Below are 14657 nucleotides of genomic sequence, written 5' to 3'. Positions count from 1 at the left end.
AACGTGATTTTTGTTACAAGTATGTTACAAATTCAGAATTCGCTAAAAATACTAAGAAAGGCTTCATCACTCCGGTACAAGCTTATACGAAAAATATATACTTGCTATATCATAAAAAAACTCCAGTTTGACTGGAGTTTTTTTAGTTATTATTCTTTATTCAGAAAATCCGTTACAGCACCCTGAGCTGCAGAGGAAACATTATGTGCATATTTTCCTAATACACCTTTTCTGTATAATGGCGGTGCTACCCAATCATCACGACGACTTTTCAGTTCCTCATCGGAAACCTCCATGGAAATTTCCTTTTTCTCGGAGTCTATCGTTACGACATCCCCTTCTTTAAGAAACGCGATTGGGCCACCATCTTGTGCTTCTGGTGTAATATGCCCAACTACAAGTCCATGAGTACCACCGGAAAATCTGCCGTCCGTTAATAAAGCAACTTTTTCACCAAGGCCTTTTCCGACCAGGATGGAGGAAATGGACAGCATTTCCGGCATGCCTGGTCCGCCTTTTGGACCTACGTGACGAATGACCAGTACATCCCCCTCGTTTATTTTATTATCCATAACAGCTTCTGTTGCTTCCCTCTCCGTGTCAAATACACGCGCAGGACCTGTATGTCGTTTTACTTCTACACCAGAAACTTTGGCTACTGCTCCGGTTGGTGATAAGTTTCCTTTTAGCACAATTAACGGACCGTCTGCTCGTTTTGGATTGTCAAATGGCATAATGACATCCTGACCCTCTTCAAGTGCTGGAGCATCCGCAAGATTCTCGGCAACGGTTTTACCCGTAACAGTCAGACAATCTCCATGCAAGTAACCATTTTCATAAAGTAGTTTCATAACTGCTTGAACACCACCTACACGATGGAGGTCCTGCATGACATATTTACCGCTCGGTTTCAAGTCCGCAAGATGTGGGACTTTTTCCTGCATGCGGTTGAAATCTTCAATAGTTAAATCTACTTCCGCTGCATGAGCCATTGCAAGCAAATGCAAGATAGCATTTGTTGAACCACCAAGTGCCATAACAACAGTAATCGCATTTTCAAATGCCTCTTTGGTCATGATATCTTTTGGATAAATGCCTTTTTCCAGCAAATTGTAAACCGCTTGTCCTGCTTGTCCAACATCTGCTGCCTTTTCTTTAGATTCAGCTGGGTTTGAAGCACTGCCCGGCAGACTCATCCCCATTGCTTCTACAGCAGAAGCCATTGTGTTTGCAGTATACATCCCGCCACATGCACCAGCACCAGGGCATGCGCTGCATTCGATATTCTTTAATTCCTGATCATCGATATCGCCATTATTATGTTTTCCTACCCCTTCAAATACCGATACAAGATCAATATCTTTACCTCTATGCTTACCCGGGGCAATTGTCCCACCATAGACAAAAACAGCTGGTACGTCCGCATTTGCAATTGCAATCATACAGCCCGGAATGTTTTTATCACATGCACCAATCGTTACAAAAGCATCCAAATTCTCCGCACCTACTACCGTCTCGATTGAATCTGCAATGACGTCACGGCTTGGGAGAGAATAGCGCATCCCTTGCGTTCCCATGGAAATTCCATCAGAAACCGTAATTGTATTAAAAATTAACGGAGCTCCTCCAGCCTTTGTCACTCCTTCTTTTGCATTGATTGCCAAATCGTCAATATGTATATTACAAGGAGTGACCTCGCTCCATGTACTGGCAACACCAATCATTGGTTTTTTAAAATCATCATCTGTTAAGCCAACTGCACGTAGCATCGCACGGTTTGGCGATCTCATTACACCATCAAATACATGACTTTTTATACGTAAATCCTTTTCCATCAAGATTACCACCTTTCTTTCGAATTATTATAAGACTAATTTTCATAGAGTTCAATGAATTTATTTTTATTAGAAATTTAAAAGGATTGTTTAACGTATGGAAATCCGGTCTCACTATGTCACTTTATTTTTTAATAGTGGAGTATACTATTAAAATTCTAATAATTTTATTATTCTATCATATTATTTGCAACATGTGTAGAATTATTTTTAGATTCTTTAAAACATTTATGACGGATTGTTTCTCAATTCGGATGGCGAACAGATAAAGCCAGACGGTTTCACGTCTGGCTTTATCTGTATTATTATTTAAATACTCTCGCAGCCTCTACTGCTTTTTTCCAGCCGGCATACAGTTCATTACGCTGTTCTTCTTCCATATTGTGGTTAAACGTCTTCTCATTCTTCCATTGTTTGGCAATTTCATCTTTATCTTTCCAAAAGCCAACAGCCAATCCTGCTAAATAGGCGGAGCCCAATGCTGTTGTTTCTTGTATACCCGGTCTCTCCACAGGTACTCCTACCATGTCACTTTGGAATTGCATCAGAAATTCATTTTTAACTGCTCCACCATCCACTCGCAATGCTTTTAAATCAATTCCCGAGTCTTCCACCATCGCGTCAAGAACATCCTTTGACTGGTAAGCCAGTGACTCCAATGTTGCACGTACAATATGTTCGCGCGTTGTGCCCCGTGTAATACCAAAAAAGGATCCGCGTGCCTCACTGTCCCAGTAAGGTGTTCCAAGCCCGACAAATGCCGGTACCATATAGACGCCATCTGTTGAATCGACACTCGTGGCGTAAGCTTCACTCTGTTTGGAATCATCAATGATTTTCAATCCGTCACGAAGCCATTGAATCGCCGATCCAGATACAAATATGCTTCCTTCCAGTGCATATTCCACTTTTCCGTCTACCCCCCAAGCCAGTGTGGTAAGTAGGCCATGCTCAGATTCTACTCCTTCTTCTCCTGTATTCATGAGCATGAATCCTCCTGTGCCATAGGTGTTTTTTGCCATTCCTTTTTCAAAACACGCCTGACCGAATAATGCGGCTTGCTGATCGCCGGCAATCCCTGCGATTGGCACCTCATGGCCAAAGAAATGATAATTCACTGTCTTCGCATAAACTTCAGAGGATTGTTTGACTTCTGGCAGCATGCTTTTCGGGACATCCAGCATCTCCAGTAATTCATCATCCCACTTCAAGTCATAAATATTAAACATCAATGTCCTGGAAGCATTGGAATAGTCTGTTATATGCGTTTTTCCACCAGAAAGTTTGTATACAAGCCATGTATCCATCGTACCGAATAACAGGTCTCCGTTTTCAGCTTTTTCCTTCGCACCATCTACATGATCAAGAATCCATTTTACCTTTGTACCAGAGAAGTACGGATCTATCAGCAATCCGGTTTTTTCCTTGACCATGTCCAGATACCCTTGCTCTGTTAGTTCTCTACAGATATCTTCAGTTTGCCGGGATTGCCAGACGACCGCTTTGTGAATCGGTCTTCCCGTATGCTTATCCCAGACAACAGTTGTTTCGCGTTGATTCGTTATCCCTATCCCCTCAATTTGATCTGGTTCAATATCTGATTTTCGAATAACATCCGCTATGCAGGCCAAAACGGATGTCCAGATTTCATTTGCATCATGTTCCACCCAGCCTGGTTTCGGGAAAAATTGTTCAAATTCTTTTTGCGCCGTTTCTACGATTTCACCGTCATGGTTAAAAAGAATAGCCCGTGAACTTGTTGTACCCTGATCAATTGATAATATATATTTTTCACTCATGCGAACATCTCCTTACATCAATTTTCGTTCGATTTCGTTGACTTTTGTCTCTTCCTTTTTTAATTCCGTGGCAGCTGCTCCTAGCAAGATGATAGCAACTATTACGCTTAATATCCAGAATACCACTGAAAATTCACCTAAAAACATCGCTTGATAAAATACCGCTCCATAAGCGCCTCCTAGTAAAGGACCCACTATAGGGACCCAGGCATAACTCCAATCAGAGCTTCCTTTTCCGGGGATTGGCAGCAGCGCATGCGCGATTCTCGGTCCAAGGTCACGAGCTGGATTGATTGCATAACCAGTAGCTCCTCCTAACGACATCCCTATTCCAACAATTAAAGCACCAACAATTAATGGATTTAACCCCTCTGTAAATTCATTAGCACCAATAAACATGAGACCCATCAATAGAACAAAGGTGCCGATCATTTCACTGACCAGATTGGATAATGGACTACGAATGGCTGGCGTTGTTGAAAACACGTCCCTGATCGCCTCTTTATCCTCTGTTTCCCTCCAATGGGGTAAATAATTCAGGAAGACAATAGTCCCGCCAATGAAAGCTCCAATAACCTGAGCGGATATATACATAGGTACTTTAGTCCATGGAAGATCTCCGGCGACGGCAAACCCTAACGTCACAGCAGGATTAATATGTGCACCTGTGAAATTACCAACTGCATATACACCCATGGCCACCCCCAGCCCCCATGCAAGTGTTATAAGCACCCATCCTGTCCCTTCCGCTTTTGACTTTTTTAAAACAACTCCTGCAACAACGCCTCCGCCAAAAATAATCAAAATCATCGTACCAATCAATTCAGCTAAAAATTCAGGCATCCAATCACTCCCTCTAAGATTATTAATCTAGTGATATTACAAGCTGAGATGGTAGATCGTACTCGCTTGTCACCCATTCAACGATAAAACGGTAGATTTTGGCAGCACGCAAAAAAGACCCATACTCCAATAGACATACTTTCCCTAAGGGAAGTTCTATTGTTGTATGGGTCTCCATATCTCCACCACGTCATTAACTTGTATCATATAATTTAACATCATTCTGTAAGCGTTGTCAATATGTTTGAAGCTTTCAATCATAAATTTATACTATTTACCTATAAATCTGTCAGGAACTTTTTTTAAACTTGGCTAAATGCCCAAGCTTTTATGACGATAAAACCTTAGCCTGAACTTATGCAGTAAGAAAGTTTTTTCCTTTCTTAACTGCCAAATGAAAATACGCCCCTCATGAAGAAGGACGTAATTCTGCTGCTTCCATCTGTATGCTTTTCGACTTCCCGGCCATTCTCACCAACAAATAAACAATTGGTGTATCAACAAGTGCGACAACGACCTTAAATACATATTGCGTCACTATCATGCCCAATAAAGCATTGACAGGCACGATTCCCCAGAATGCAACCGTAATGAATATCGTTGTATCCACAAGCTGTGCTGTCATAGTAGATAGATTATTACGTAACCACAACTTTTTCTTTCCATGTTTTGCTTTTAAGCGATGAAAAATGCTGACATCCAAATGCTGACTGGCCAAATAGGACAAGAGACTCGCCAACATAACACGGAAGCTTCCTCCAAGAATTGTTTCAAATTCTGCCTGAAAGCCAAAAGCTGGTGCTGCAGGCAATTGAATTGCTATGAAAATAAAAATCATGACAATAACCTGTGTGAAAAAACCCGCCTGCACCGTTTTTCGTGCGGCATCTTTTCCATAAACTTCACCGATTACATCTGTAATTATAAACGTTACGACGTACACAATTACCGCTGCAGGCAACATAAATTCGCCAACATTGAATAATTTTACACCTAAAATATTGGATACAACTAGTAATCCAACAAATAAGGCATTTAAGTAAATAAACATCTAACTGATCCTCTCCTGTACAGAGAAAAATCCTCGCCTGCCCTCTTTTGACTCTTTAACGATTATCTATATTTTCCGGATACATATCATGGTTCATCATACGATGATTTGCCATTTTTTCAAATTCTGTTCCAGGTTTTCCGTAATTACAATAAGGATCAATTGAAATCCCGCCACGAGGGGTGAATTTCCCCCACACCTCAATATAGCGAGGAGCCATTAATTCAATCAGGTCATTCATGATAATATTCATACTATCCTCATGAAAGCCGCCATGATTGCGGAAGCTGAACAAGTAGAGTTTTAACGACTTGCTCTCCACCATCTTTACATCCGGAACATAGCTTAAATATACGGTTGCGAAATCAGGCTGACCGGTTATCGGACAAAGCGTCGTGAATTCCGGGCAGTTAAATTTAACGAAGTAATTCCGATTCGTATGTTTATTATCGAATGTCTCCAGCAATTTCGGATTATAGTCAAAATCATAGGTCGTACCTTGATTTCCCAATAAAGTCAGATTGGAAAGATCCTGTTCGTTCATCTGCATAACCTCCCTTTTTTAAACCTGGCAGATTTCCAGGCCTTGTCACACTGATAGCCAGTTTTTTTCCAAATACAGCAAAAAGCCATGTACCCCTAAGGCACATGGCAATATAATCGCATCATCTGTCTTAGTTTTTTTAAGAGGGTTAAAGCTAAGAACCTCTGCAGTTTTCAATAAATCATTATACAACATCAACGCTCGCCTGTCACTCTCGAACTTTGGTTAATAAATTAAAAAAGGGGTGTTTCTACTCTGTTCTCATTTCCCATTCGTGTATTTCATATCCTCTGGCACCACTTACAACGTATGGATCCTGCTTCACGATTTCTTCCACTTCCTCATAGCTGTCAGCCTTATAGATAACCAATCCGCCTGCACCGTCAGTGAAGCGGCCTTTTGCAAATACATGTCCTTCCTTCCCCTTCTCATCCAGATACTCCAGATGCTGCGGACGATACTGTTTGCTTTTTTCTTCATCCTTCATTGGTGAAAACACAGCAAAATATTTCATTTTTCCCAACACTCCCCTAAATATCTTTTTATTAGTTTATAAAAATCAAATATGAAACGGCAAAATAACCGATGACCGTGATAATTGATGGTATACTGTATGACCACAGTGACATGGAACGGTTCCGCATCAGTGCCCAGATAAGCACAATGGAAAGCGCCGAAATACCAATCGCTGTATATAAATTAGATGGTGACACATCAACTAAAATCGAACCACCCTGATACACTGCATCAGAAATTGCCAAAATCACCATATTGAACATATTACTTCCAAGAATCGAGCCGACTGCAAGATTTATGTTTCGCAAGCGAAGTGCGGCATAAACCGAGACAGCTTCCGGCAATGAAGTTGTTGCTGCGATCAGGAAACTACCGACAAAACTAGAACCCATCCCTGTTATAACAGCAATTTTATCACCTGTAATGGAAAGTATAGAACCTGCTACCATTATTACAATAGCAGCAATGATAAAAACAATCGTTGCTTTTTTAACCGTAATGTTTTTCTTTTTCCCAGGCTCTACCGGTTCCCTGTCCCCTTCTGTTTCTTCAGGCGGTGATGGTAATTTACTGATTATCACCATTCCAATTATGTAAACAACTAACACCGATAAGGAATCCACACCAATTCCAATAATCGTATAATCAATTTTAAGAACCAGTGAAAGGGTGACCATCAGCATTAAGAATAGCCCTAAAATCGCGGAATATAGATGGCTTCTACTCACCAGATGATATAACTGTTTTCTTCTAAAAAACAAATCGAAACCAGCAAGAATCAACAGATTAAACAAATTGGATCCAAGCATATTTCCAATTGCAATATCTACATTTCCGATAATTACAGCTGAGAAACTTGTCGTAACCTCAGGCAATGACGTTGCACCAGCTAAAAGAATCGTACCGACAATCATTCCACCCATTGCGGTCTTTTCACTAATGACATCGGCAGACTCCGATAATTTCATTGCCGTGTACACAGTAAGTGCAGCTGCTAAAATAAATATAACAAATACCAAGAAATCACTCCTATTTCGTAGCACCTCTTTTAAAATATACCCCCAAAAAGAAAAAATGAAAAGCAATCTGTACAAAAGAATAACATCTTTCAAGTGTTGGGAATGAGAAAGGTCTTCCCACTTAATTGTTGGCAAGACCTTGTTTCGCTTCCTTTAAACCATATTATCAAAGGCAGTAACAGATTCGACAGTGATGTAAATCTTGCATTAGCTTCCCCTGTCATTGGGATATATATTCCTTCTCTTCATTTCGTCTGATTGCTGCTACGATTTAGAAATGCCTCCAAGACGTTTTCACGCCCGCCATCCAGCTTCATTTCCCAGGGAATAATTCCAAAAAGTTCATAGGGCAATGGCTCTCCTCCAGACATTTTCCCTGCTATTGAAAATATAGTAAGGGTAATTTTCCCTTCCTTTAAAAACTTCAGTGCTTTTGACACAAAAAACGATAAACTGCGACATAACTTTATCGTGGTTTTGCTTCCTTCCATTCCTTTTGAACCCGAGTGCTATCACAATCATTTCGGCAGAATACTTCGCTGACAGTGGTATTCTGATTATAGAAAGAAAAAGTTCATGGGATCTATGTTTCATGAAGGTTTTCTCCCTTAAACAGAAAGCTATTCGAAGCTGCTTAAAAAATGTGAGACTCCTTGAAAATACACACCAATTTTTTACAATGTAATCCACGCTACATTTTAGAAATGATTTCTACCTTTTCCCCTTTACCAACAATAACCTTATCCGTCATTTCGATAAACAAGCCTGTTTCTACCACCCCAACGATGGATTTCAATTCCTTATGTAATGTTTCAGGATCAGGAATTTTTTCAAAAGGGCAGTCCAGAATATAATTACCATTATCTGTTATATAAATTTCTCCATTTTTTTGTCTTAATTGTGGTTCGCATCCTAGTTTGGCAATGTTTCCGGTGGTCACTTCCCAGCCAAATGGCAGCACTTCAACCGGCAGATGGAACTTGCCTAGTTGTTGGACCATTTTGGACTCGTCCACAATGATAATAAGCTTATTCGCAGCAGCTGCAACGATTTTTTCCCGAAACAGGGCGCCACCTCCACCCTTAATAAGATGCAGGTTTTCATCCACCTCATCCGCTCCATCGATTGTTAAATCCAGCTCCTGAACCTTTGAGAAGTCCGTTAGTGGCACACCAAATTCCTCTGCCCATTTTGCTGTGGTGGTTGACGTAGGCACTCCAGTGATATCCAGCCCCTGCTTCACCTGCTCTCCCAGTTTCTTAACCATCCAGTACACCGTAGACCCTGACCCAAGCCCAATCGTCATTCCATTCTCTATATCTTCCACTGCCGTTTCCCCGACCAATTTCTTTAACTGATCCACCTCATTCATCTCATGTATCCTCCCTTTAACATCATTCTTTCATCATTATATCTTATTTATTTATGAATCTCCATGTTCGCAGTAACCCAGATCGAGTCAAGTATTTGTGGGAGATTTTTAAAGTCCCTTATTTTATATGGTTTTAGCTCCAATTTTGGTAGCGATTTCAGTTTTATATCTCTCCGTCCGTTAACACTTTTTTACTTTTTTAAATTCCTCGCAACCCTTTTAAAGCAGCTGTAACTGGTTTTCCAAGAGCCTGTTTTAAATAACCCAAGTTGTTCCGAGTTGCTTCTGCAGCGCTATCCTTCAGCTTCTCTACAAAGTGTTTAGGTGGCTTTTCTTCTTTGTTTTCCTGTGTTAATTCCTGCGTCTGATCAAGTATTCCATGTAGCGTCTTAATCTCCAGTTTATCTTTCAAAGCGACCATGATATCAATGAATTTATCAAGTCCTTTATTACTCCAACTACGCCCATTTTTAAGCCGTCTAGCGAAAAAACTCATTGTACCTTCTGCACTTCCCATTGGACGGAATCCTGTTGTGTCTATGCCTTTTCCTTTTAATTTTTCACGGTAATCTCCCAGTGCTTCCGGATATTGGGAAAGCTGCGCTATTAACGCTTCCAATCGCTCTTCTTTCTTTTCATTATCAAGCGTCCCCACAGCGCTATTTAACTCCACCATGAAACCTTCCCAGTCATATTTTGCTAGCTTCTTTCGGATGGAACGATACCTGGAATGATCCCGAAATAAACGCTGCACATCCCGGGCAACATGAAAACGATCAATGACAAAAGTTGCGTTGTGCTGGAAATAATCCCGGCAGGCTGTAATCCACTTCGCTCCATCACCGTTAATAACGAGATGGTGCTTGGTTGGATCATACTCGAAAGTCGTCATTAAATACTGTTCAAATTCCTCCCAAAACGGGAGTTTCCCTTCATGAATGAAATGGCGCTTTTCAACTAGCTTTGCTCGCTTGCCATTCATTTCCCAGCCCTGGTGCACACTGGCAATCTTGATTTCCCTACCTTTTTTGTTTTTCTCCTGACTTTTTGTGTAAAGCCCGTCAACCTCCACAAATACAACATCATTTTCAAGTGGTACTGATTCTTCCGGAACTACCTCCGTATTCAAAAGCTGTTGGCGTATACCTTCATGACTGATTACAGGGTAGCCCAAAAGCTTCTCCATGGCTTTACCAGCCTGTCGATAGGAAACACCTGTCACAGCTAGTTCAATAGCTAAATCCTGCACCACTGGACTCATACCCTTCGTACCATCAAAAGCCAAATATTGGTCCAGTAAATAGACGTACTTTCCAGTTTTTTTATCCTTATAGTAATTTCTTTTCAGTTCCACCTGACCAAAAACAGATTCGAACTTTAATGTTCTTTTATCCTTTAAATAAAATCTTTGCTTATCTCTTCCTAAAGCAATCGCCTCATCTAATTCCTTAAGGGTTTTTGCCATCAGCTGAGAAAAACTTTCCTGTAAAGCACGGTATGTAATTTGTTCTAATTCTTTCATTGTTAGCGTAGATATGATATCTTTCATTTGAGGACCTCTTTCTATAGTTGTTGTTGTCGAAGACTTAACTATATAAAAGAAGGTCCTTTTTTTCATTCAAAATGCTTTTCAACTACTATCGCGCTCCGCTTGCTGGCCTCATTTTTGGTGTTGAAGTCTTACGACTTCAACACCAAAAACGAGGTATATGTTCTCCCATAAACATTTTACTCTAACAGTAACCCATCTGTAATCGGATTAATCACATCTTTCTCATCATCATAATGCGAATGGGATAATGGGTTCCAGCTTGTCAGAAACCCACCGGCATTTACCGCTACATCTGTCGTAACAACCTTATCATAGGCCTCATTTATCCCTTTAAGCGGAAAAGCAAGTATGTCATTTTTATTATAAAAATTCAGCCATTCCCCTTTAAGATTCGGATAAAATTTGGGAATAACAGGAGATGGTACAGTAATTGGAGAACCAAAGTCAATATATCTCAATGACCACAAAGCCATTGGACTCCCCATCGTATAGAAGAGTGTTAATGTCTGACACTGTTCAATTGGAGAATCACTGGTAGATTGCATCGTCTTTCTGCCTATGTTTTTCCTTTTAAACTGCAAATCATAGAAATAATTGCTTGCAACAATAGACCCAAGACTATGGCTAATCACACAAAGTGGGGCTCGAGGGCCTGCTCTATCCTTTAATCGGTTAATTGCTTCGGCCAATATAGCATGAATCTTGTCATAATTTTGTTTCCCCATTGCAGTTGGCTGGTAGGCAACCGCATCAGCCAGAAATTCAATCACAAATCGACGTAGCCTATGGAAATTTAAATCTGTGCCGGTTTGTAATCTGTTCCATAATTCAATTTGGTCCGGTTCAAATACAGATGACCAAAAAACAGGTTCAAATATTAATTCTGCTTCCGCATTTTTAATGTTAAGTTTATCTGCAAAGGAATTGGAAACTTGTGTAATCATTTCGTCCGCAAAGTTTTCATCAGGTGTACCCGCACCATGAATCACTGCAACCGCAATTTTTTGCGTCATCAACTTCCTCCTCCAATTTATTTACTATAATCTTACTAAAAAATCAGAATAAGTATAAGTTATAAAATACCTAAATACAATGTGCCATGTTTGAGAAAATTCACTGATGACTTTTTAAAATTTTCTGGACAACGAAAAAAGACCCGTATTAGCGAGTCTTCTTTCTCCTGTGTTATCATTGAACTGTTTCCGGCTCTTCCTGAGTTACCGCTATTTCATGCGGAGCCCACCATTCATAAGCAATGGAATAATTTTGTATACGATTGTTAGTCGCTACTAATTCAGATCGGTACAAGGTAGGGAATACAGGAATTTCCTCAACCATTAATTCCTGCCATTCGCTGTATACTTCCTGACGATGCTCTGTGTCTAAAGATGCTTCAGATGCGCCTTCAGCCAACAATTCGTCATTTTCTTCACTTGCATAACGCGAGTAGTTGAACTGTGCTTCACGTCCGTATAGACCGGATGGATCAACATCACTAGCTACACCCCAAGCACCTTGATAGATATCTATTGCAGGGTCATCTGCTTCAACTCTGTCATAAAAAGAGTTGAATTCAAGCAAGCGACCATCTACAAGCTCTACTTTTAATCCAACTTGTTCCCATGCCTGGATGTAATAATTTGCAAGTGGTTCTGCAATGTCGCCACCTGCCATGGAGGCAAAATTAATCACTAATTCTTCTCCATCAGGATCTTCACGGAAACCATCATCATTCGTATCTACATAACCAGCGTCTTCAAGAAGCTGCTTCGCCTGTTCTGGATCATAAGTCGGAGCTTCAACGGTTTCATTATGGAAATCAGGGTGGGATGGTGGAATCAAAGTAGTACCAGCCCAACGAAGTCCGTTATAGAACTGTTCACCAACTGCATCATTATCTACCGCATGCCACATCGCACGGCGCAATTCCACATCTGCCATTTTCGCTTCCGGATCCATTTCCACTTGTCCTTCATCTGCGTTCCATTTTCCTAATTTAAACCCGATATACGTGTATGCCATATCAATTTGCCCTAAAAATTCAACATTTGTTAAGCTTTCTTCAACATCCGCAAATTGATCCGTAGGAAAACTGTGAACGAAATCAATTTCACCTGTCTCCAATGCCTGAACAACGGTTTGTGGACTGACGACCTGGACGTTAAGACTGTCAATATTAGGCTCACCTTGCCAGTAGTCTTCGTTGGCAGTCATTGACACAGACTCACCGGGAACAATGCTATCCACTTTAAATGCTCCCATACCAATCGGATTTTTACGTACAGCATCCGATTCAGCCATTTCCGCTATCGAAATATCTTCAAAGATATGTTTCGGCATGGCATATGGCCATATTCCACCTGCAACCAGGGATGGATTCGCTTCTATGAAAGTGATTTCCAATGTTTTTTCATCCACAACTTCTATACCTGAAATTGTGTCAGCATCTCCATTATGATAGGCTTCCATGCCTTCAATATTCATAAACGATGAATCATAACGTATACCTGTATAATCTGGGCTGCCGATTACTTCAAATGCATAAGCCCAGTCTTCTGCCTTAACTGGTTCCCCATCGTGCCAGTTTACACTGTCCCTGATTGTAAACGTGAATGTTTTGTTATCGTCACTCACTTCAAATTGTGCAGGACCCTCCTGTGTATAGGCATGGTTTTTATCCGTATACAGCATAGGTTCATCAAACCATTGAATAATCTCTTTATCAAACTCATCTTCATAGAAGTTCCAGTTCAATGTACCTGCAAATACACTATCAGAAACTAATCCGAAGTTAAGATTACCACCTTCGATTGCCTCTCCTTCCCCTGTTGTAGCAGGACTGAAATCTTCAATGGAATAAGTTCCACCTTCTGAAGCTGTTCCTTCAGAGTCTTCTGCTTCCTCTGTTCCTTCTTCTGTTTCAGAATTAGAAGAACCTTCAGCCTCTTCACTGTCCCCTCCATCGCTACATGCTGCCAGTACCAGCAACAGTAGAAGCATGAGCGCCAATAGCCATTTACTTAAACCTGTCTTTCTCATCCTTGTAACCTCCCCTTTTTACTTCTTTTTCGTCAATCACACGCTTTAAGCGGACTGACAATATATACTCAACATCAATACGAAGTTTCATATTGATGCAGGTAACGAAAATGACTTATCTCAACTCCAGGCGTTTACCTCACTTAAATTAGCCTCTTCTTTGTCTTGCGTCGGTTGCCCGTTTCAAGGCTTCCCCGACATTTCTTACAGCAAGCATCAGTACTAGAATTAGTATCGCTGCAGGCAGCCAGATCCACCATCTGAATTCAAGCGTTTGTGGATTTGTAGCATAACTTAATAGTGTCCCAAGACTAGGTGTACTTTCAGGAAAACCAAAGCCGAGGAATGACAGCCCGGATTCCAGGCCAATATTTGCAGCCAGATTCAATGTCATTGTTACAATGATTAAAGATGTTATATTAGGCAACACTTGCGTAAACATAATTTTAAAATTAGATGAGCCCAGTGTTTTAGAGGCTTGCGCATAGTCCAGTTCTTTTTCCTGTAATGCTTTCGACCGGATCAGCCGGGCGATCCCCATCCACAGAAATGCCGTCATAATTAATGAGAATGTCAACGTATTATAACTCGGTACAATCGATACAAATACAATGACAATCATCAGCATTGGTAAAATCATGAAGAAATCAAGAATACGCATCAATACATTATCTACATGACCACCATAAAACCCGGAAACAAGTCCGTAAACAACTCCGATAGTCCCACTCATCAATGTAACCAAAATTCCAATTGTAAGAGAATTCCTTGTACCAATAATGAGCTGGCCAAAAATATCACGGCCACCATAATCTGTACCAAGCCAGAATTCTTCAGACGGCGGCTCGTGTATTGCAAACAAATCAACCGTTACAATCTCTTCCTGATCAAGAATAAAAGCTATACCATATACAAAAGCTGAAATTACAATTAAAAATATGAGTGATATCAATGCCAGCTTGTCTCTGACAAGTTCACGCCAGAGTATTCGTAAACCAGATGGACTCTTTGATGAATCCTTTGCTTCCATCTCCATATCTACATTATTTGATTTCATTTTTTAACCACCCCAGAGTCTGCTTTAGTA

The 14657-nt window shown here is 40.6% G+C and carries 13 protein-coding genes and 1 riboswitch; all 13 genes read right to left on the bottom strand.

Translation table 11 applies throughout. The features are described from left to right. Positions 1-149: 149 nt before the first annotated feature. The 13 genes from ilvD to ACZ427_RS04375 all read right to left on the bottom strand — a co-directional run bounded on the left by ilvD (position 150) and on the right by ACZ427_RS04375 (position 14627). The gene (ilvD, locus tag ACZ427_RS04435; protein WP_461179917.1) at positions 150-1835 is read right to left on the bottom strand and encodes a dihydroxy-acid dehydratase; all 1686 of its coding nucleotides are present in this window, start codon (positions 1833-1835) and stop codon (positions 150-152) included. A 305-nt stretch (positions 1836-2140) separates the two neighbouring features. Further along, positions 2141-3634 carry a glycerol kinase GlpK gene (gene glpK, locus ACZ427_RS04430; RefSeq protein WP_461179918.1) on the bottom strand — a complete coding sequence of 498 codons (1494 nt, stop codon included), beginning with the start codon at positions 3632-3634 and terminating at the stop codon, positions 2141-2143. 12 nt (positions 3635-3646) lie between these two features. Next, positions 3647-4477, bottom strand: coding sequence for an MIP/aquaporin family protein (locus ACZ427_RS04425; RefSeq protein WP_461179919.1), 831 nt, complete (start codon positions 4475-4477; stop codon positions 3647-3649). Between the two features lie 409 nt (positions 4478-4886). Next, a complete protein-coding gene (locus ACZ427_RS04420; protein ID WP_461179920.1) occupies positions 4887-5528 on the bottom strand; it encodes a queuosine precursor transporter in 642 nt (213 codons plus the stop codon). A gap of 55 nt (positions 5529-5583) precedes the next feature. Next, complete coding sequence (gene queF / locus ACZ427_RS04415; protein ID WP_461179921.1) at positions 5584-6078, bottom strand: preQ(1) synthase; 495 nt, start codon at positions 6076-6078, stop codon at positions 5584-5586. A 118-nt stretch (positions 6079-6196) separates the two neighbouring features. After that, positions 6197-6243: riboswitch (PreQ1 riboswitch) on the bottom strand. Positions 6244-6322: 79 nt separating this feature from the next. Continuing rightward, positions 6323-6586, bottom strand: coding sequence for a YciI family protein (locus ACZ427_RS04410; RefSeq protein ID WP_461179922.1), 264 nt, complete (start codon positions 6584-6586; stop codon positions 6323-6325). Between the two features lie 31 nt (positions 6587-6617). Next, the gene (locus ACZ427_RS04405) at positions 6618-7607 is read right to left on the bottom strand and encodes a sodium:calcium antiporter (RefSeq protein ID WP_461179923.1); all 990 of its coding nucleotides are present in this window, start codon (positions 7605-7607) and stop codon (positions 6618-6620) included. Positions 7608-7852: 245 nt separating this feature from the next. Continuing rightward, positions 7853-8047, bottom strand: a complete 195-nt coding sequence (locus ACZ427_RS04400) for a hypothetical protein (protein ID WP_464883533.1) — start codon at positions 8045-8047, stop codon at positions 7853-7855. A gap of 251 nt (positions 8048-8298) precedes the next feature. Then, the gene (gene rpiA / locus ACZ427_RS04395; protein ID WP_461179925.1) at positions 8299-8979 is read right to left on the bottom strand and encodes a ribose-5-phosphate isomerase RpiA; all 681 of its coding nucleotides are present in this window, start codon (positions 8977-8979) and stop codon (positions 8299-8301) included. A 199-nt stretch (positions 8980-9178) separates the two neighbouring features. Beyond that, positions 9179-10528, bottom strand: a complete 1350-nt coding sequence (locus ACZ427_RS04390; protein ID WP_461180035.1) for an ISLre2 family transposase — start codon at positions 10526-10528, stop codon at positions 9179-9181. A gap of 179 nt (positions 10529-10707) precedes the next feature. Next, positions 10708-11544 carry a chemotaxis protein gene (locus ACZ427_RS04385; RefSeq protein WP_461177875.1) on the bottom strand — a complete coding sequence of 279 codons (837 nt, stop codon included), beginning with the start codon at positions 11542-11544 and terminating at the stop codon, positions 10708-10710. Positions 11545-11719: 175 nt separating this feature from the next. Then, positions 11720-13570 (bottom strand): oligopeptide ABC transporter substrate-binding protein, encoded by a 1851-nt coding sequence (gene opp4A / locus ACZ427_RS04380; RefSeq protein ID WP_461177876.1) that lies wholly within the window; start codon positions 13568-13570, stop codon positions 11720-11722. A gap of 148 nt (positions 13571-13718) precedes the next feature. Beyond that, complete coding sequence (locus ACZ427_RS04375) at positions 13719-14627, bottom strand: ABC transporter permease (RefSeq protein WP_461177877.1); 909 nt, start codon at positions 14625-14627, stop codon at positions 13719-13721. Positions 14628-14657: the final 30 nt, after the last annotated feature.

The sequence above is a fragment of the Virgibacillus ainsalahensis genome (assembly GCF_055380755.1).
The sequence above is the reverse complement of the archived record's forward strand: the minus strand, read 5'-3'. Positions and strand labels throughout refer to the sequence as shown.